The following is an 18,611-nucleotide window of genomic DNA, read 5'->3' as shown; positions in this document are numbered from 1 at the left end:
GTGAGCAGCTTGCCCGTCACCTTCTCGCGGACCTCGCGGAGGTCGTCGCGATCCTGAATCTTGAAGTAGCCCTTGAGCAGGTCGATCACCGGCAAGTAGCTCGTCGCCTTGCCGTACGAGACCGAGGCGCTCTCGAGGACCAGCCACCCGTGCAGGCGATGCGAATGGGTCAGCTCGTAGACGAGGCGCGACTTGCCCACCCCCGCCTCGCCGACGATCGCCGCCACTTGGCCGTGGCCATCGCCGGCCAGCTCCTGGGCGCGGCGGAGCTGCTCCAGCTCGGCGTCGCGGCCGACGAAGCGGGTGAGCCCGCGCCCGGCGGCCGCCTGTAGCCGGGTCCGCGCCGGGCCCGCTCCCGTCACCTCGTAGACCTCCACCGGCTCGGGGAGGCCTTTTACCGGCACCGGGCCCAGCGACTTCACCTCGACGTAGCCCTCGGCCAGCGCCAGCGTCGCGGGCGTAATCACGATGGCGCCGGGATCGGCGAGCTGCTCCATGCGGGCGGCGAGATGCGTCGTCTGGCCGACGGCCGTGTAGTCCATGTGGAGATCGCTGCCGATGGCGCGGACGACGACCTCCCCGGAGTTCAGTCCGACGCGGATCTTGACCACGGCCGCGTGGGAGCGTCGCACCTCTTCCGCGTACCTCTTCACGCTCTCCTGCATCCGCAGCGCGGCGTAGCAGGCCCGCACGGCGTGGTCCTCGTGGGCGAGGGGGGCGCCGAAGAGCGCCATGATGCCGTCGCCCATGACCTGGTTCACGGTGCCCTCGTAGCGGTGCACGGCCTCCATCATCCGCTCGAGCACGGGATCGAGGAGCTTGCGCGCCTCCTCGGGATCACGGTCGGCGAGTAGCTCCATCGAGCCCTTGAGGTCGGCGAAGAGGACGGTGACCTGCTTGCGCTCCCCTTCCAGCGCGCTCTTCGAGCTGAGGATCTTCTCCGCGAGATGCTTGGGCGTGTAGGATTCAGGTGATGCGAAACGCTGCGCGCTCGCTGCCGAGCCGGGCCCGTTGAGGGCGTGACCACACTGGTTGCAGAAGAGGCTGCCGGGCGTGTTGCTGTGGCCGCACGACGCGCAGATCAGATCGAGGCGGACGCCGCAGGCGTTACAATACCTCGCCTCGGAAGCGTTCTCATGCTGACACCGGGAGCACTTCATGCCGTCGCCTCCACCTGGGGGTCGGTCGGAACGTGCGCAAACAGTAGCCCGCGTGGGGAAGGCGGTCAAGGAACATGCCCCTCGTGTGGCCCGAACGTTAAGCGGTCTCCGGACGGGCGGAAATGAGGCGGGGGAATTATCCCGCTTGGTGTAGGCTCCTGGCAGCATGTCGTTTCTGATTTTCATTCTTGCGGTGGCCGCGCTGTTCGTGGCGCTCAAGGCGCTGCGCGACAGCCAGCCCCGCCCGGGCCAGCCGACGCCGGCGGAGCGGATCGCCGGGCTCGAGGAGCGGGTCCGCGACCTGCTCTATCGCGTCTGGACGCTCGAGCAGCAGCGCGACGGCGTCCAGCCCCAGCCTGAAGCTCCGCCCGCTCCCGCGCCGACGGCGCACGTTCCGACAGAGCCGGTTCCGTCGGCTCACGAACCCCTGCCGTCTCCCGCGTGGAGCGCGGCCGTCCACGCCGCCACGCCGCCGCCCGCTCCCGCGCCCGCGCCGAGGCTCGACCTCGAGCAGCGTATCGGCGCCCGCTGGACCACCTGGGTCGGCGTGATCGCCATCCTCTTCGCCGCCTCCTTCTTCGTGAAGTGGTCCATCGAGAACAACCTGATCGGCCCGCGCGCCCGCTTGGGTCTGGGTATGTCGGCGGGTATCACGCTCCTGGCCGCGGGACTTGCGCTCCACCGCCGCCGTGACGTGCCGTATCTGTCGGAAGGGCTCTCAGGGCTGGGGCTCGGCCTCTGCTACCTCTCGCTCTACGCGGGCTACGCCTACTACGGCCTCCTCCCGGCGGGAGCCGCCTTCGGCCTGATGTTCATCGTCACCGTGCTGGGCAGCGGGGTCGCCGTCGTCTCCGAGCGCCAGGTGACGGCGGTGCTGGCGCTCCTGGGCGGACTCCTGACACCGGTGCTGCTTGCGCAGCCGGAGCCCAACGAGCGCGTCCTGCTGGGATACCTCGTCGTCCTCGACCTTCTCGTGCTGGCCATCGCGCGCTTCCGCACCTGGACGGCGCTCAATCGCCTGGCGTGGGCCGGCACCGTGTTGCTCCTGGCGCCGACCTTCCTGCGCTACTCCGACGCGCCGTATCCCGTGGCGCGGCTCGTCCTGCTCTCCGCGCTCTTCCTGCTCTTTCTCCTGACGCCGCTCGCCCGCGCGTGGGGGCACAGGGCGCGAATCGACGAGGTGGATCTCTTGTTCGTCGCGGGCACGGCGGCCGGCTACTTCTGGGCCGTCTACGTGACGCTCGAGGCTTGGTGGCCGCTGCTCGAGGCGCCGGCGGCCATGGCGCTGGCCATCCTCTACACCGTGCTCGCCGGCTTCTATCGCCGCCGCGTCCCGGACGACGAGGAGACGGTGGGCGTGCTCATGGGCGTGGCGTGCGTCTTCCTCACGCTGGCCATGCCGCTGGCGCTCAAGGGCCCGTGGATCACGCTCGCATGGGCCGCCGAGGGCGCCGTGCTCATCTCCGTCGCCCCGCGGCTTGTCACGCCCGTGGCCGCGTGGGGCGGCACGCTCGCGCTCTTCCTCGCGGCCTTCCGCGTCGTCGGCATCGACAAGTGGGGCTCGGCGTACTGGACGCCCGTGTGGAACCCGACCTACCTCGCGCACCTCCTGACCGTGGCCGCCATCGTGCTGGCAGGCCAGTTGGCGCTGGCGCTCCAGCCCGGCCGGCTGCTCAGGCTGAGCCGCGAGGGGCTCCGGAGCACGCTGTGGGTGATGGCCTCGCTGACGCTCTCCGTCCTGCTGTGGCGCGAGCCGCAGGAGCTCTGGCCCGCCGGGCTTCTTATCGCCCAGCTGCTGGTGCTCGGATTCCTCGCGCGCGTTGCGCCGTCGCCGGCCTTCGTCATCGCCGTGCCGCTGGCCGCCTTCACGGTGCTCGTGCGCACGCTCGGCGCCGACGACACGATGGCCCGCGCCTCCGCCGAGCAGCTGGTGAACGTCTACACGCTCATGCGGGTGCTGGCCTGCGTGGCGCTGGCGGTGGCGGGCGGCTGCCTCGCCGGCTCGGGCGCCGCGCGCTACGCCGATCCCGTCGGGCGGGCGCTGTCGGGAACGGCGGGCGTGGTGCTGCTCTTCGTGCTGAGCCAGGCGTGGACGCGGTACCTCGACGTCGCCATCAAGGACATGCGCGGGCCGGGCCAGTCCGCGAAAGCGAGCGAGCTCCGGTGGCGGATGCAGCTGGGGCTTTCGCTACTCTGGACCGCCTACGCCGCCGCGACGCTCGCGTGGGGCTTCCTCCGGCGCTCGGTGGCGCTCCGCTACGCGGCCCTCTGCCTCTTCGGGCTGACCATCGTGAAGGTCTTCTTCGTGGATATGGCCTCGGTCAAGACGGCGTACCGGATGCTCTCGCTGCTCGTCCTCGGCGTCGTGCTGCTCCTCGTCGGCCTCCTCTACCAGAAAGCCAGCCGCCGTCCTGCCGTCACGGGCTCCGCTCCGCCAGCTGCCTGAAGTTCAGGAGCTGGCGCCGCATCATCACGAGGTCGCCCCAGGGCAGTCCCCGTCGCATCAGCGCCCCCATGAAACCGCGCGGGTAGCGCGTGACGATCTTGACGAGGAGGCGGCAGCGCTCCGGGCTCTCGGGCGCGATCAAGTAGGTGATCGCCAGGTCGCCGAAGAGGCTGAAGGCGCCCGTGCCGTGCTTGATCCGGAGCGTGAGGTGCGCGTCCTTCGCGAAGTCGACAAGGGTGAAGATGCGCATCACCGGCTGGCCGACGGCCAGGTCTTCCAGGCCGGGCGTGAGCGCGCGCGGGCTCCGGCGGCCGCCGTTGTCGATCCAGTCGTAGGAATACGGCGCCACGCGCAGCTGGCAGAGCCAGCGGAAGAGCGTCGCCGGACTGGCGCGTACCGTGATCCCGCGGAAGAAGGCGGCCTCGGCCTGCTCCACGTAGCGGTCGCAGGGAAACGGCAGGCGGCGCTCGGCTTCCACCGTGCCCCACGTGTAGGCGAGGGACACCGCGGCTACTGACTCAGCCACTCGCCTCGTGACGCTCATGCCTGCGGCAATTCGGCCGTCTCTCGGCTCGCACTACCCTTTCCCCGTCAGCTCCTGGCGGGCCAGGACGGCGCCCGCCGCCAGCGCGCGGACCTTCTGGTTGCACATGTAGCGGGGCGACCAGCCGAAGCCGCAATCGGGGTTGACGTAGAGCTTCTCCGGCTTGCAGACGCCGAGCACGCGCTTGATGCGCTTGGCGACGTCCTCCCGCGTCTCGGGGTAGAAGCCCTTGACGTCGATGACGCCAGCGCCAAGCTCGCGGTCCTGCCCGTACTCCTTCCACAGGTCGAGCTCGGAGAACTCGCGCCCGGCGAACTCGAGGACCAGCTGGTCGGCGCGCGCCTTGAGGATGCTCGGGAAGTACGGTCGATACGTCCGGTCGAAGCGCGAGCGCCCGAAGCGGTTGCCGAAGCAGATGTGGAAGGCGAGCTTGGCTTTCACGCCCTCGGTCGCGATGTTGTAGAGGCGCGCCATCTCCTCGCCCGAGACGTTGCCGCGCGCCGGCTCGTCCAGCTGGATGAAGTCCGCGCCCGCCGCGACCAGGGCCCGGAGCTCCACGTTGATGACTTCCGCGAAGCGCTCGGCCACGTCCACCACGCCCTTGTACATCTTGCCAGGGTGAATGCGCGAGCCGAAGGTCAGCGGCCCCGCGCAGGTCGCCTTGGTTGCCTTCGACGTGTGGGCCTTGAGGTATTCGAACTCTTTGACGATGCCGAGCCCGCCTTCGGGCGTCTCGATGCGGCCGACGGCCTCGTAGCGTGTCTGCTGGTCGTAGCCCCAGGGGCCGGCCTTGCGGCGCACGGGCAGGGGCGAGATGCCCTTGATGATCGCGTAGTACGAATCCACGTAGCCGTCGAGGCGGCGGACTTCTCCGTCCGTGATGATGTCGAGGCCGGCCCGCTCCATGTCGCGGATGGCGGTGTCGGCCGCGTCGTCGAACATCTCCTCGAGGTCACCGGGGCCGTACTCTCCGGCCTCGACCTTCTTGACGGTGGCGAACCACCACCCGGGCTTGCCGTGGGAACCGACGACGGCGGAGGGGATGAGCGGGAGAGCGGCCATCAGGCATGTCCTCCTATTGCGCGGAGCGCGGCGGCGTCTTTCCGGACGTCGTCCGGCCGGCCCGCGAAGATGATCTCGCCGCGCTCGATGACGTAGAGCCGCGTGGCGAAATCCGGCACGTGGTAAATGTTCGATTCGGCGATCAGGATGGCGTGGCCGCGGTGGGTGATCTCGGCCAGGCCGGCGGCGACCGTGGGGACGATGGCGGGCGAGAGACCCTCGAAGGGCTCGTCGAGCAGCAGCATGTCCGGGTCGAGCGCCAGCGCCCGCGCGATCGAGAGCATCTTCCTCTCGCCGCCCGACATCTCCGGACCCTTCCGCGCGCCGTACGTTTTCAGCACGGGGAAGATCTCGTATGCCGCGGCCAGCCGCTCCGCCGCCGGCCTGCCGCCGGGGCGCGTCCACGTCGAGATCTCGATGTTCTCCGCCACCGTCAGGTCGGGAAAGATTCCGCTCTCCTCCGGCGAGAACCCCAGCCCCAGCCGCGCGATCTCGAAAGTCCGCCGCTCGTGGAGCGGCACGTCGTTGAAGCGGATGCCGCCGCCCCGCGGGCGATGGTAGCCCATGATGGTCCGGAGCGTCGTGGTCTTGCCCGCGCCGTTCCGCCCGACGAGGCAGACCACCTCGCGCTCCCGCACTTCGAGCGACACGCGCCTCAGGATGTGGCTCGCCTGGATGAACACGTCGATCTCGGTGACGGTGAGCATGCGGGCCCTACCCCCTCACCCTGCCCTCTCCCCCAATGGGGGAGAGGGGTCCGCATTCCCTCTCCCCTCTGGGGAGAGGGAAGGGTGAGGGGCGCGTCTCCTGCCCACGACCATGTCGACCACCTTGGCGTCAGCTTGTATTTCGGCCGGCGTGGCGTCGGCCAGCACCTTGCCTTGGTGGAGCGCGATGATGCGGTCCGAGTAGCCGAAGACGATGTCCATGTCGTGCTCGACCTGGATGATCGCGCGGAGCCCGATCCGCTTGGCCGCGCCCACCAGGATCTCCATGACGGCGTGCTTGTCCGCGGTGCTGACGCCGCTCGTCGGCTCGTCCAGCAGGATGATCTCGGGCCGCAGGGCGAAGGCCGAGGCGACGTCGAGGAGCTTCTTGTCGCCCTGGGGCAGCTCGCGCGCGAGCGCGTGGGCCTTGTCGGCGAGATTGAAGAGTGCGGCGACCTCGAGCGCGTCGGCCTGGACCTGGCTGTCGCCCGCGAGCGACGCGAAGAGCCTGGCGCCGCGCCCGAGGCGCGAGACGACGGCGGCCTGGAGTGTCTCGAGGACCGTCAGCTTGGGGAAGATCTGGACCAGCTGAAAGCTTCGCGCCATACCGAGCCGCGTGAGCGCCACGGTCCCGATGCCGCCGATGTCCTTGCCCTTGAAGCGCACGCTGCCCGCGCTCGGCTGGAGGACGCCCGTCAGCACGTTGATCAGTGTGGACTTGCCGGCGCCGTTCGGGCCGATGATGGAGACGAACTCGCCCTCGCGGATCGACAGGCTCACGCCGTCAAGCGCCACGTAGGCGCCGTAGAGCTTGCGGATATCCAGCGCCTCGAGGATCACGCCCGCGAGACCTCGACGGGCCGGCGGCGTCTCGCGAAGAGACCCATGAGCCCGCCCGGGGCGAAAATCACGATGAAGGCGAGCACCGCGCCGAAGATCAGCCGCCAGTAGGGGAAGACCGACATGACCGTGTCCTGGAGGAAGATGAAGGCGAAGGCGCCCAGGAGCGGGCCGAAGAAGGACCCGAAGCCGCCGAGCAGCACCATGAAGACGATATTGCCCGAGTGCGTCCAGTAGGCGAGCGTCGGGTCCACGTTGCCCGTCGGCGTAGCCAGCAGCGCGCCGCCCACGGCCGCGTAGACGGCCGAGATCATGAAGGCGTACCAGCGGTAGCGCGGCACGCTGACGCCGAGGCTCTCGGCCTTGAGCGGGTTGTCGCGGATGGTCTTCAGACACAGGCCGAACGGCGAGCCGATGATGCGCCACATGAGGAGCGTCGCCAGCACGAGCACCGCGAGAGAGAAGTAGTAGTACGGCCCGATCAGGTACGCCGTCTTGGAATACCCCGTCCACTCGCTGCCGAGGAGATAGGGGCGGAGCATCCGCATACCCTCGTCGCCGCCCGTCAGCTTGTAGAACTTGAGCAAGAACGTATAGAAGACCATACCGAAGGCCAGCGTCAGCATGCCGAAGTAGATCTTGACGTAGCGGACGCAGAGCGCGCCGACGGGCGCCGCCACGACCGCGGCGGCGAGCGCGGCGGCCGGGAGGATCAGCTCCATGTGGCGCACGCCCAGATGCGTCGTTAGCACCGCGCCGGTGTAGGCGCCGATGCCGATGAAGAGCGCGTGGCCAAAGGAGACGAGCCCCGTGTAGCCGAAGAGGAGGTTCAGCCCGAGCAGGACCACGCCGTAGGCCATGAAGGGCAGCATCAGCGTGACGTAGTAGGCCGGCGCCACGACGGGAAGCCCGAGGAAGGCGATCCCCACGAGCGACAGGACGACAGGTGTCCTCACGCGGCAGCCGCCCCGAAGAGCCCGCGCGGGCGCCAGATGAGCACGGCGATCACGATGAGGTAGATCAGCAGCATCTCGAGCTCCGGGTATACCGAGATGGCAACTGAGCGGAGGACGCCCACGACGAGGGCGCCGACGAATGCGCCGCGCATGCTGCCCAGGCCCCCGATCACGACGACCGCGAAGGCCTCGACGATCAACTCGATGCCCATCTCGCTCATGGCCGCCGTCGCCGGGATCACGAGTGCGCCGCCCAGCGTGCCCAGCATGGTGCCCAGCGTGAAGACGCGCACGTACACCCAGCGCATGTCCACGCCGAGCGCTTCTGCCATCTCGCGGTTGTCGGCCGAAGCGCGGATGATGCGCCCGAAAACGGTGCGCGAGAGCAGCCACCCGATGCCGAGCGCGATGGCGAGGCTCGCGGCGATGACGATCAGGTTGTAGACGGGCACGGTCGCGCCCAAGATCCGCGCCTGGCCGTAGTTGAGGTAGAGCCCACCCGTCGAGACGGGCGCCGTTCCCCAGGTCATGCGGATCAGGTCTTCCAGCATGAGCACCAGCGCGAAGGTCAGCAGGAGCTGGAAGGTCTCATCGCGGTCGTAGACGAAGCGGAGCAGTCCGCGCTCGACGACAACGCCCACGAGGCCCACCGCGAGGCCACCCAGCGCGAGCGGGATGATAAAGAGCGCCGGCGGCCCACCGTGCGCCGTGAAGTACCCGACGGCCGAAACGCCCGTGTAGGCGCCCAGCGCGTAGAAGGACCCGCACGCCAGGTTGAAGATCTTCTGGACGCCGAAGACCACCTGGAGCCCCGCGGCGACCAGGAAGAGGATGGCGGCGTGGAACACACCGCCCATCAGGATGTTCACGAGGTTTGCGGTCATGGATAGATCACAACGCCACCCTCTCCCCCGTGAGGGGGAGAGGGCAGGGTGAGGGGGCGGAGACTCAGACCTTCCAGCCGTTGATCCAGTCGAGGAGCTTGGAGCCCGCGGGCTTCATCGCGGTCTTGGTGGAGACGACCTCGATGGGGTTGATGGTGACGAAGTCGTAGTTGTTCTTGTGGGTCGTGATGCCCTGGTAGAAGTTGCACATCTGGATGTGGTCCTGCCGCCACGAGCGCCTGCCGGAGAGCGACTCGACCTCGATGCCTTCCAGAGCCTTGACCACCTCGGCCTTCGACGGCCACTTCCCGGTGGCGGCGTAGGCCTTCTCGACGGCCGCCTTGTAGGACTCGATATTGAAGTAGGCGTGGTCGGACTCGTAGGCCGGGTACTCGTTGTATTTCGCCTTGTACTCGCGCACGAACTGCTTGAGGAGCGGCGAGCCCTTCGGGTCGTCGAAGTACATGGTGTTGTAGCCGAGCAGGAGCCCCTCGGGCGTGAACTCCTTCTTGAGCGAGTCGTGGACGCCGCCCGCCGTGGTAAAGACGCCCTTCATGTTCTTGAAGAGGCCGACGGCCGCCGCCTGCTTCATGATGATCGTCGCGTCCCCCGACCAGAACGAGCTCATGAGCAGGTCGGGCTTCGCCTGCTGGATCGCGGCGATGTGGGAGGTGAAGTCCGTCACGCCGAGCTTCGGGAACAGCTCCAGCACGGGCTTGACGTTCATGCCCATCTTCTTGAGCACGGCCTGGTAGGTCTCCCAGCAGTCGTGGCCGTAGGAGTAGTCGTTGTTGATGCCGGCGATGGTCTGCACACCCTTGAAGTACTTGGGCGTCAGCGTGCCGGCCACGATGGCCTCGACCTCGTTGTCCACGCTCTTGAACGCCCACTTGGGGTTGGGCATGGTCTCTTCCACGCCCTTCTGGGTCGTGCCGTCCCAGGAGAGCCACGGCGTGTCCATCTCCTCGGCGACGGGCCCGAGCGCCAGCGTCACGCCCGTGGAGATGCCGCCGATGACGACCTCGACCTTGTCCTGGAGGATGAGCTTGCGGTAGCGCTCGACCGTGTCCTTGGGGTTGGACTCTTCCTCGACGATCAGCTGGACCTGGCGGCCGAGGATGCCGCCCGACTTGTTCACGCGCTCGGCCCACCACTCCGTCCCGCGCAGGCCAGCCGTGCCGACGGGCGCCGCGATGCCCGCTCTGATCGCGAGGATGCCGATCTTGACCGGGTCGGACGGAACGCCCGGCTTGGCCTGGCCACGCGCCACCGCCGGGAAGCCGACCACGCCCGCGGCCGCCGCGCCGCCCGCCACCTTGAGGAACTCACGCCTGCTGCTGGTCATATCCATCCTCCTTGTTAGGAATCGCGTCTTACCTCGCGCTCAGGCGCACTACCGAAATCGACCTCATCGTGGAGGTTGTGCTTGCTGACCTTTCGGAGGAGTCGCCTGAGCGTCACCCGGCCCTTCACGTCGGGCTCGACGATCAGTCTCCCGTCCGTCAGAGTCAGGACGACAACCATGCCTTCCCTCACGGCTGCTTTCTTGGCCAGGCCCTTGGGTATGCAAAGCGCCAGGCTGTTCCCCCGCCTCTGGATCTGGACCCGCATTTCCTCGTCCCCCCATACGACGATACGCTCGGGATCGCACGTTCGTTCGCCGGGCTGGTCACCCGTTCAACTGCTTGCGCGCCAACTGGGCCCCGGCCGCCAGCCGCTTGAGCTTCTCGAACGCCACCCACCGCGGCACGGGGAAGAATCCGCAGTCGGGAATCAACGACAGCCGCTCGGCCGGGATGTACTTGAGGCAGAGGCGGACCCGCTCCGCTATGTCTTCCGGAGTCTCCATGTAAAAGGACTTCACGTCAACCACGCCGCAGGCGATGTCCCGGTCCACGCCGACCTCTTTCCACATCTCGATCTCGGCCATCTCGCGGTTGGCGTACTCGAAGACGAACTGCTGGCACTTGGTCTCGAGGAGCGCGGGGAACATCCAGCGGTAGCTCCGCTTGCCTCGCGGGCGCGAGAGGAGGTTGCCGAAGCAGACGTGGTAGCCGATCTTCGCCTTCACGCCCTCGACGCAGGCATTGAACATCTTCACGTACTCGGGCGCCTGGCCGGGCACGATGGCGGCCGACGGCTCATCCACCTGGATCCAGTCCGCGCCGGCCGCCGCCAGCGCCTTCAACTCGGCGTTGACCGCCGGCACCAGGTCCCAGCAGAGCGCGAGGCGGTCGTTGTTGTAGGCGTCGCCAGGGCGCGTCTGGACGTGGATGGATAGCGTCACGGGGCCGGGGCACGTCGCCTTGACCGGCTTGTCGGTCTGGGTCTTGAGGTAGTTGAACTCGTCCACCGTGCCCAGGCCCTTGGGCACCGTGATTTTCCGCGTCGGCCGGTAGCGCGGCACGCTGTCGTAGGCGTAGAGCCCTGTCTTCCTGAGCGGCTCCAAAACTTCCAGCCCTTCCATCTTGCCGTAGAAGCTCTGGACGAAGAAGAAGCGGCGCATCTCACCGTCGCAGATCACGTCGATGCCGGCGCGCTCCTGGTCGCGGATCGCGAGCTGAGTCGCGTCGTCGAAGGTCTCCCTGACGTCGGTCTGCCCGTACTCTTCCGCCTTGATCTTGTCGAGCGCGGTCCAGAACCAGCCGGGGAAGCCGTGGCTGCCCATCACGTGGGTGTACAGCAGCGGGAGTTTCGCGGCCATGTCAGGTTCTCCTCACGCCAGCAGCCGCTTGGCGATGATCTCTTTCATGATCTCCGACGTGCCCGACGCGATGGTCCAGAGCCGCACATCGCGGAAGAAGCGCTCAACGGGGAACTCGCTCATGTAGCCATAACCCCCGTGTAGTTGCACCGCCTGGTACGCGACGCGGTTGGCGACCTCCGTCGCGAAGAGCTTGGCCATTGAGACCTCGCTGATGCACTCCTCGCCCGCATCGTAGCGCGCGGCCGCGTGGTAGAGGAGCTGGCGCGCGGCCTCGATCTCGGTGCCCATCTCGGCGATCCTGTGCCGGAGCGCCTGCTTTCGACTCAACGGCTCGCCGAAGGCCTGACGCTCACGCAGATAGGCCATGGTGTCGTCCAGCGCTTGCGCCGCGCCCGAGAGCGCCAGCACCGCCGCCATGATGCGCTCGCGCTGAAGGCCCGCGGCGAGCTGCTGGAAGCCGCGCCCCTCGACGCCCAGCAGGTTCTCCGCCGGCACGGGGCAGTCGTGGAAAGCCAGCTCCGCGGTGTCGGAGGCGCGCATGCCCATCTTGTCCAGCTTGCGGCTCACCGTAAAGCCGGGCAGCCCGCGCTCGACGAGGAACATGGAGATGCCGTCGTAGCGCCGCTCGGGCGTGCCCACCCCCGTCCGCGCCGCGACGAAGTAGAGGTCGCCGTAGACGCCGTTCGTGATGAAGATCTTGCTGCCCGTGACGAGGTAGTGGTCGCCGTTTCGCACCGCGCGCGTGGAGAGGTTCGCCATGTCGGAGCCCGTGCCCGGCTCCGTGATCCCCAGCGCGCACACGGTTTCCCCGCTGATGATCCCCGGCAGGTACTTCCGCTTCTGCGGATCGTTACCGAAGCGGGTAAGCCAGGGCGAGGACATGTCCGTGTGCACCAGCACGCTGAAGGCCACGCCGCCAGACCGGCAGCGCGCCATCTCCTCGCCCAGCACCACGCTCGACAGGAAATCCCCACCCGCCCCGCCGTACTCCACCGGGATCTCCAGCCCAAGGAATCCCAGCTCCCCCAGCCGCCGCCAGAAGCCCTTCGGGATCCGCCCCGCCTCCTCCCAGTCGTCAACATGCGGCGCGACCTCCTTCTCCACGAAGGCCCGCACGCTCTTCCGCAGCATCCCGTGTTCCTCGGTGAACAGTTGCTGGCTCACGGCGCGCTTATCTCCCTCTCCCCTCTGGGGAGAGGGCAGGGTGAGGGGAGCGCCTCACTGGATCACCTCGTCCGCCCGGAGCAGGACCGACTGCGGAATGGTGAGCCCCAGCGCCTTGGCGGTGACTTGACTCACAACCAGCTCGTAGCGCGTCGGCTCCTCCACCGGCAGTTCGCTCGGTTTAACGCCCTTCAGGAGTTTCCCCACGTAGACCGCAGCGCGTTCGTACAGACCCGGAAGGGAGGGGCCGTAGGACATCAGGCCGCCGGCCGACAAGAATCGACGATCCGAAGCCACGGTCGGGAGTCGCCGCTGCAGGGCGAACTGCGAGATCTCTCCCGAACCGAGTACCCCCATCAGATGCTCGAACAGAAGCAGCCCGTCAGCCCGCCCTTGAGCGATCAGTGCGAACGCCTTTTTGAGATCTTGTGCAGTGGCGGCTTCCACTGGATAGACCTCAACGCCAAGAGAGCGGGCGGCGACCGCAAGCCGTGCAAGTCGTTGCTTGTGCAGCCCGATCGCCGGGTTCCAGAGCACTGCGACACGTGTCAAACGCGGATGGACTTCCTTGAGAAACTCGAGTTGCTTGGCGTCGAGCTGCGCGAACGGGGTGGCCAGCCCCGTCACGTTTCCACCAGGGCGGCCAAGACTAGCGATCAGCCCCTCTTCCACGGGATCCGCGACATTCACCATGACGATGGGGACGGTTTTCGTGGCGCGCTTGGCCGTCCCAGCCGCGAAGCTCCCGAACGCGACGATCACGTCCGCCTTGCGACGAACGAGCCGCGTCGCCGCCTCGGGGAGGCGATCGTAGCCGACGCCCACACCCACCATGTCGAGGAAGAGTTTCGGGCCCAGCACGTAACCGGCCTGCTCGAGCCCATTCAGGAAGGCTCGGTCCCAGGCGTTGTTGGTGTTGGGAAGATTCGAGCAGGAGTCCACGCACAAGAAGGCAATTCTCGCCTGCGCCTGCGCCTCGGCCGCGAGCGGCACGGCGAGAAGGGCGAAGCTGATCCCGGAGATGAAGGTCCGGCGCTCCATCACTGAATGACCTCATCTGCCCGCAGCAGCAGCGATTGCGGGATTGTCAGCCCGATCGCCCTCGCGGTCTTGAGGTTGATCACCAGCTCAAACTTTGTCGGCTGCTGCACCGGCAACGTGGCGGGCTTGGCGCCCTTGAGGATCTTATCGACGTAGGTGGCGGCGCGCCGGAACAAGTCAGAGCGGTCCGGCCCATAGGCCGCGAGGCCGCCACGCTCCACGAATCCCTTCAGATGAAATATCGACGGCAGGCGGCGCTTTAGGGCGAAATCGGCGATCCGTTGCTCATTCGTGACGAACAAAGGCGACGGCGTGATGAGAAGGGCGCCGACACGGGCACTCGTCGCCCGCTCGAATGCCTTGTCGAAGTCTTGCAAGCTCCGCACCTCCAGGGAGTGGAGCTGGAGTCCGAGCTGCCGCGCTGGTAGCTGGATGTCTTTCCACATTTGTGCGGCGACCAGGTCCTCCGGGTTCCAGATCACCCCTACCCGAGAGAGCTTGGGCACCATTTCCTTGAGCAACTCGAGCCGCTTTGCCGCGAGCTGTAGGACCATTTGCGCCAATCCCGTGACGTTGCCGCCGGGCCGCGCCAGGCTCTCGACGAGCCCGGTTGCGACCGGGTCACCCGCCGACGCCATGACAATGGGGATTGTCCGCGTGGCGTTCTTGGCAACAAGCGTATCGGGGGTGACGGACGTCACGATGATGTCGACCTTGAGCTGGACGAGTTCGGCTACGAGACCCGGAAGACGATCAGTGTTTCCCTCCGCATACCGATAAACAATGCTCACATTCTGCCCTTCGATCCATCCGAGATCGCGGAAACCCTGCAGGAACGCCTGGTACCAGGGCGCTGCGTCCGAAGGAGAGAAAGACGAGAGCATGCCTATCCGAGGGATTGGCGCCTGCGATTGTGCCTCGGCCGCGAGCGGCGCGGCGAGCAGTAAGACGGCGAGGAGCGCGAGCAGCGGCACCCTCACCCCGCCCCTCTCCCTCACTGAGGGAGAGGGAGTCTGCAAAACCCCTCGCCCCTCTGGGGAGAGGGCAGGGTGAGGGGCTCGCAGTCGCTGCTCACTCATTCGTCTGTGCCCGCTTGAGCACCGCGTCCCAGATCGCGTTGAGGCCCAACCGTCCTGCCCATTCCGCGATGTAGGCGGTGTCGATCTCGGGGCCCGACACCCTGAGGATCCCGAGAATGTCCCGTACGTGCACATCCGAATGGCCCTCGCGGAAGTAGAGCATCTTATAAAGTATGATGTCCTCCAGTCGCGCAAAGTACGCCTCGCGGCCCGGGACGAGCGGCAACCGCTGACGCCGGTCGAGACGGAGCCGGTCGTAGTCGGTGTCCTTGTTGACGAAGACGTCGACCTTGAGCGCGGATTCAGCATGGATGATGTTGAACTGGCCCCGCGTCTCGACTGCCTCACGAGCTGCCTCCACGCTCATGTAGAACTCACCGGCGGGGAAGCGGTCCACCAGCGCGGGGATGTGCTCGGGCTTCAGATCCGTCACGAGGTCAATGTCCTGGGTGAAGCGCGATTCTCCGTAGTAGATTGAAGCCTGGGACCCCCCGATCATGTACGTGACCCCGAGGTCCTCGAACACGCTCGCGACATAGCGCAGCAGCTCAGCTTGAGTCACGCGATAGTCTCTTCGCGACCGCCGTTTGGACCTGCCGGCGGTCCCAATCTGGATGCCTGGCGGCGAGGAAGGCCGTCAGCCGGGCATGCGCGAGCTCCCAGGCTTCGTGGGCGAGCCGCAGCCGCTCCATCCCGGACTTGGCTCGAAGAATGGCCGCTACGCGCGCATCGACCATGTCGGTGCGCGACACGTCTCGAATGAGATCGTCGCTCACTGGATCACTTCGTCTGCCCGCTGCAGCAGCGATTGCGGGATCGTCAGGCCAAATGCCTTGGCGGTCTTGAGGTTGATGACCAGCTCGAACTTGGTGGGCTGCTCGACGGGCAGGTCCGCCGGTTTGGCGCCCTTGAGGATCTTGTCCACGTAGGTGGCGGCGCGCCGGAACAGATCGGCAAAGCTCGCGCCGTAGGACATGAGCGCCCCGGCCTCGGGGTACAACCGCTGGAAGGAGACGGTCGGTAGCCGGTGCCGCACCGCCAGGTCGGCGATGCGTCGGCGCTGCTGGTACATAAGCGGGTCGTCCACCAGGATCAGCGCCTCGGCACGCTCCTTTGTTATCGCGGCGAAGGCGCTCTCGATGTCCTTGGGGGTTCTGACCTCGATCGGTTGGAGGCGGACGCGCAGGGTCCGCGCTGCGACCTCCAGCTCCTTGAGGAATGTCGCGTGCATCGGGGCGGTTGGGTTCGAGAGCACCGCGACGCGGGAGAGGCCGGGCAAAACCTCTTTGAGCAGCTCGAGCTCCTTGGCGGGGATGTCCGTCGCCGCGGACGACATGCCCGTAACGTTGCCGCCGGGTCGTGCGAGGCTCGCGATCAGCCGAGCGCCGACCGGATCGGAGACGATCACCGTGACGATGGGGATGGTGCTCGTCGCCTCCTTGGCCGCGACTGCTGCGGGCGCGCCGGCCGCGATGATCAGATCCACCTTGAGGTTCACGAGCTCTCTGGCGAGGGCGCGGTAGCGCTCGTTCCGGCCCTCTGTGGAGCGGCGCTCGACTACCAGGTTCCGACCTTCGGCGTAGCCAAGTTCCCGCAGCCGAGCCCAGAAGACCTCTTGGACGGGATTGGTTGGCGCCAGCACCGGTTCCGACCCAAGATAGCCGATCCGGTAGACCCTCGACGCCGGTTGCGCCCAGGCAAAGGATGGCGCCGTTGCCAGAGCTCCAAGGCCGCTCAGGAACGCGCGGCGGTTCACTGGATCACCTCGTCGGCGCGCTGCAGTAGCGACGGCGCGATCGTCAGCCGGAGCGCCTTCGCGGTCTTGAGGTTGATGACCAGCTCGAACTTGGTGGGCTGCTCCACGGGCAGGTCGGCGGGCTTGGCGCCCTTGAGGATCTTGTCCACGTAGGTCGCGGCGCGCCGCCACAGTTCCGGAGTGTTGGTCCCGTAGGACATGAGAACGCCGGCGGCCACCATACTCCTCGACCCCATCACCGGCAGGCGGCTCTTCGCGACGAAGTCTACTATCCGTGTCTGGTGAAGGGCGAACATCCCGTCCCCGAGGATGAGAACGGCGCCGGCGCGCTCCCTGGTCATCGCCGTGAATGCCCTCCCGAAGTCGTCCGGCCCCCGCGCCTCCAGGGCTTGAACCTGGACCATCAACGATCGCGCCACAATCCCCGCCTCTCTCAGCATGACGGCGTTGGCCGGGTTGCCTGGATTCCAGAGGATGGCGACGCGAGACGCCTGAGGGACCGCCGCCTTGAGCAGTTCCAGCTGCTTCCCGGCTAGCTCGGGGCCCACGGAACCGGACAGCCCTGTGATGTTTCCCCCGGGCCGCGCGAGGTTGGCGACGAGCCCGCTCCCCACCGGATCGGTGACGCCGATCATGACGATCGGGATCGTTTGAGTGGCCTGCCTGGCGGCAAGGGCGTTCTGGTTGGCGGGCACGACGATCACGTCAACCTTGAGACGGGCGAGCTCGGCTGCCAGGCCCGGTAGCCGCTCATACTTCCCCTCCGAGACTCGCCACTCGATCGCGATGTTCCGGCCCTCCACGTAGCCGAGCTCCCGTAGCCCCTGGATGAAAAATCCCCAAAGGTCAGGTTCGCCGAACCGGTAATTCGCCAGGATACCGATCCGGGAGACTCTTCCCGTCTGCTGCGCGCCGGCGGTAAACGGCGCTGCTGCCAGGCCACCGGCCAGCGTGCCGATGAAGGCCCGCCGCGTGGTCACTGATGTCATGAGAACGGTCTCGCGCTGTTGCTATGCTCGCCCTGGGCGACAGCGCTCCCAGAAAGGGGGCCGACACCATGACCTTCGTAGGATGCGACCTGCACACGCGCATGCAGCAGGTGGCCGTGCTGGACACCGGGACTGGGGAGGTGAGCGAGCGCCAGCTCGCCCACGACGGGAGTGCGGTCGAAGAGTTCTACGCGGCGTTGCCTGGACCCGTGACGATCGGGATTGAGAGCACGGGCTACGCCACCTGGTTTCACACGCTCATCCAGCGCCTCGGGCACACGCTGCTCGTCGGCGATGCCGCGAAGATTCGCGCCATGGTCGTGCGCAAGACGAAGACCGATCGGCGCGACGCCCTGCACATCCTCGACCTGCTGCACCACGATCGCTTCCCCACGATCTGGATACCGGACCCCGCCACGCGCGATCTGCGGGCGCTCCTGATGCACCGCATGCGCCTCGTCCGCATCCGCACCATGGTCAAGAACGGCCTGCACGCCATCGCTCTGAACTACCGCCTCGTCCGGGGCTCCACGCTCCTCCGCCAGGCCGGCCTGGCGCAACTGCACGCCCTCGCGCTCCCCCCGCACACCGCGCAGCGCCGGGATCAAAGCCTCGCGCTGCTCGCGGGCCTCAACACCCAGGTCCGGGAGCTGGACGACGCGATCAGGACCGCGGCCCTGGCCCACCCCGATGCCCCACGCCTCATCACCCACCCCGGCGTCGGGGCCCTGACGGCGCTGGCCACCGTCGTCGTGTTGGGGCCCGTGGCCCGCTTCCACGACAGCAAGCACGTGGTCAGCTACGTCGGCCTGGCCCCCGCCGTCAACGCCTCCGCCGGCACGTATCACCTCGGCCACATCACCAAACAGGGCAGCCCCCTGCTCCGCTTCGTCCTCGGGCAGGCCGCGGCGCATGCCGCCCGCATGGATCCTGACCTCAAGCGGACCTACGGCGCCCTCGTGTATCGGCGCGGGCGTCCGAAAGCCAAAGTCGCCGTCGCCCGCAAGCTCCTCGTGCGCCTCTTCATTATGCTGCGCGATCAGATCGACTATGACGAGTTCTGCCGGCGGGGCCGCACGGCCCCGGCCGCGGCGTAAGGAGGGCGCAGCCCGACTCGATGCTCCCACGGCATGGGTTCCAGTGCGGGCGTGCTCGGGGTGATTCATGGTCTGTCGTGACCGCTCACTGATTGGGCCGCCCCTCTTCGACGACCCCAGGTCGTCGAGATCGAACACGACTTCATGCGCCGCGTGCGCGAATGGATGGCTGGTGGACG

19 protein-coding genes are annotated in these 18,611 nt (G+C 67.4%); 2 read left to right on the top strand and 17 right to left on the bottom strand.

From position 1 onward, the window contains the following. The coding region (locus VGV06_05255) for an adenylate/guanylate cyclase domain-containing protein (GenBank protein ID HEV2054567.1) at positions 1–1,160 on the bottom strand (1,160 nt) is incomplete at its 3' end. 166 nt (positions 1,161–1,326) lie between these two features. On the opposite strand from VGV06_05255, the gene VGV06_05250 reads away from it, so the two are divergent. Continuing rightward, complete coding sequence (locus tag VGV06_05250) at positions 1,327–3,606, top strand: DUF2339 domain-containing protein (protein HEV2054566.1); 2,280 nt, start codon at positions 1,327–1,329, stop codon at positions 3,604–3,606. Here the strand turns inward: VGV06_05250 and VGV06_05245 are convergent. From VGV06_05245 to VGV06_05170, 16 genes are all read right to left on the bottom strand, one after another. Next, positions 3,578–4,132 (bottom strand): hypothetical protein, encoded by a 555-nt coding sequence (locus VGV06_05245; protein HEV2054565.1) that lies wholly within the window; start codon positions 4,130–4,132, stop codon positions 3,578–3,580. The two genes, VGV06_05250 and VGV06_05245, sit on opposite strands and share 29 nt — an antisense overlap. Positions 4,133–4,183: 51 nt before the next feature. Next, positions 4,184–5,212 (bottom strand): methionine synthase, encoded by a 1,029-nt coding sequence (locus tag VGV06_05240; protein ID HEV2054564.1) that lies wholly within the window; start codon positions 5,210–5,212, stop codon positions 4,184–4,186. Continuing rightward, entirely contained in the window at positions 5,212–5,919 is a 708-nt protein-coding gene (locus tag VGV06_05235; GenBank protein ID HEV2054563.1) for an ABC transporter ATP-binding protein, read from the bottom strand. The genes VGV06_05240 and VGV06_05235 overlap by 1 nt, the downstream gene beginning before the upstream one ends. Before the next feature lie 15 nt (positions 5,920–5,934). Next, entirely contained in the window at positions 5,935–6,759 is an 825-nt protein-coding gene (locus tag VGV06_05230; GenBank protein HEV2054562.1) for an ABC transporter ATP-binding protein, read from the bottom strand. Further along, positions 6,756–7,715, bottom strand: coding sequence for a branched-chain amino acid ABC transporter permease (locus tag VGV06_05225; GenBank protein ID HEV2054561.1), 960 nt, complete (start codon positions 7,713–7,715; stop codon positions 6,756–6,758). The genes VGV06_05230 and VGV06_05225 overlap by 4 nt, the downstream gene beginning before the upstream one ends. Continuing rightward, a complete protein-coding gene (locus VGV06_05220; protein HEV2054560.1) occupies positions 7,712–8,599 on the bottom strand; it encodes a branched-chain amino acid ABC transporter permease in 888 nt (295 codons plus the stop codon). The genes VGV06_05225 and VGV06_05220 overlap by 4 nt, the downstream gene beginning before the upstream one ends. Positions 8,600–8,663: 64 nt before the next feature. Next, complete coding sequence (locus VGV06_05215) at positions 8,664–9,944, bottom strand: ABC transporter substrate-binding protein (GenBank protein ID HEV2054559.1); 1,281 nt, start codon at positions 9,942–9,944, stop codon at positions 8,664–8,666. 14 nt (positions 9,945–9,958) lie between these two features. After that, positions 9,959–10,210: an AbrB/MazE/SpoVT family DNA-binding domain-containing protein gene (locus VGV06_05210; protein ID HEV2054558.1), complete on the bottom strand. Its 252-nt coding sequence runs from the start codon at positions 10,208–10,210 to the stop codon at positions 9,959–9,961. 58 nt (positions 10,211–10,268) lie between these two features. After that, the gene (locus VGV06_05205; protein HEV2054557.1) at positions 10,269–11,303 is read right to left on the bottom strand and encodes a methionine synthase; all 1,035 of its coding nucleotides are present in this window, start codon (positions 11,301–11,303) and stop codon (positions 10,269–10,271) included. A 12-nt stretch (positions 11,304–11,315) separates the two neighbouring features. After that, positions 11,316–12,470 carry an acyl-CoA dehydrogenase family protein gene (locus VGV06_05200; GenBank protein ID HEV2054556.1) on the bottom strand — a complete coding sequence of 385 codons (1,155 nt, stop codon included), beginning with the start codon at positions 12,468–12,470 and terminating at the stop codon, positions 11,316–11,318. 54 nt (positions 12,471–12,524) lie between these two features. After that, positions 12,525–13,511 carry an ABC transporter substrate-binding protein gene (locus VGV06_05195; GenBank protein ID HEV2054555.1) on the bottom strand — a complete coding sequence of 329 codons (987 nt, stop codon included), beginning with the start codon at positions 13,509–13,511 and terminating at the stop codon, positions 12,525–12,527. Next, positions 13,511–14,491, bottom strand: a complete 981-nt coding sequence (locus VGV06_05190) for an ABC transporter substrate-binding protein (GenBank protein HEV2054554.1) — start codon at positions 14,489–14,491, stop codon at positions 13,511–13,513. Before VGV06_05190 ends, VGV06_05195 begins: the two co-directional genes overlap by 1 nt. 91 nt (positions 14,492–14,582) lie before the next feature. Next, entirely contained in the window at positions 14,583–15,152 is a 570-nt protein-coding gene (locus tag VGV06_05185; protein ID HEV2054553.1) for a hypothetical protein, read from the bottom strand. Then, positions 15,139–15,366 (bottom strand): hypothetical protein, encoded by a 228-nt coding sequence (locus tag VGV06_05180; GenBank protein HEV2054552.1) that lies wholly within the window; start codon positions 15,364–15,366, stop codon positions 15,139–15,141. Before VGV06_05180 ends, VGV06_05185 begins: the two co-directional genes overlap by 14 nt. After that, the gene (locus VGV06_05175) at positions 15,363–16,346 is read right to left on the bottom strand and encodes an ABC transporter substrate-binding protein (protein HEV2054551.1); all 984 of its coding nucleotides are present in this window, start codon (positions 16,344–16,346) and stop codon (positions 15,363–15,365) included. The genes VGV06_05180 and VGV06_05175 overlap by 4 nt, the downstream gene beginning before the upstream one ends. Then, on the bottom strand, positions 16,343–17,335 hold the full coding sequence (locus VGV06_05170; GenBank protein HEV2054550.1) for an ABC transporter substrate-binding protein: 993 nt from the start codon (positions 17,333–17,335) through the stop codon (positions 16,343–16,345). The genes VGV06_05175 and VGV06_05170 overlap by 4 nt, the downstream gene beginning before the upstream one ends. 68 nt (positions 17,336–17,403) lie before the next feature. Between VGV06_05170 and VGV06_05165 the strand changes: the two genes are divergently transcribed. After that, positions 17,404–18,432, top strand: coding sequence for an IS110 family transposase (locus VGV06_05165; protein HEV2054549.1), 1,029 nt, complete (start codon positions 17,404–17,406; stop codon positions 18,430–18,432). Positions 18,433–18,611: the final 179 nt, after the last annotated feature.

Source organism: Candidatus Methylomirabilota bacterium (genome assembly GCA_035936835.1).
Classification (GTDB): Bacteria; Methylomirabilota; Methylomirabilia; order Rokubacteriales; family CSP1-6; genus AR37.
Note: the sequence above shows the minus strand (reverse complement) of the source record. Positions and strands in the feature narration are given on the sequence as shown.

Bases quoted from the DNA above. Each gene is read 5' to 3' on its own strand.
- VGV06_05220 (HEV2054560.1), bottom strand. From the start codon at position 8,599: ATGACCGCAAACCTCGTGAACATCCTGATGGGCGGTGTGTTCCACGCC.
- VGV06_05250 (HEV2054566.1), top strand. From the start codon at position 1,327: ATGTCGTTTCTGATTTTCATTCTTGCGGTGGCCGCGCTGTTCGTGGCG.
- VGV06_05215 (HEV2054559.1), bottom strand. From the start codon at position 9,944: ATGACCAGCAGCAGGCGTGAGTTCCTCAAGGTGGCGGGCGGCGCGGCG.
- VGV06_05210 (HEV2054558.1), bottom strand. From the start codon at position 10,210: ATGCGGGTCCAGATCCAGAGGCGGGGGAACAGCCTGGCGCTTTGCATA.
- VGV06_05165 (HEV2054549.1), top strand. From the start codon at position 17,404: ATGACCTTCGTAGGATGCGACCTGCACACGCGCATGCAGCAGGTGGCC.
- VGV06_05195 (HEV2054555.1), bottom strand. From the start codon at position 13,511: ATGGAGCGCCGGACCTTCATCTCCGGGATCAGCTTCGCCCTTCTCGCC.
- VGV06_05235 (HEV2054563.1), bottom strand. From the start codon at position 5,919: ATGCTCACCGTCACCGAGATCGACGTGTTCATCCAGGCGAGCCACATC.
- VGV06_05240 (HEV2054564.1), bottom strand. From the start codon at position 5,212: ATGGCCGCTCTCCCGCTCATCCCCTCCGCCGTCGTCGGTTCCCACGGC.
- VGV06_05205 (HEV2054557.1), bottom strand. From the start codon at position 11,303: ATGGCCGCGAAACTCCCGCTGCTGTACACCCACGTGATGGGCAGCCAC.
- VGV06_05170 (HEV2054550.1), bottom strand. From the start codon at position 17,335: ATGACATCAGTGACCACGCGGCGGGCCTTCATCGGCACGCTGGCCGGT.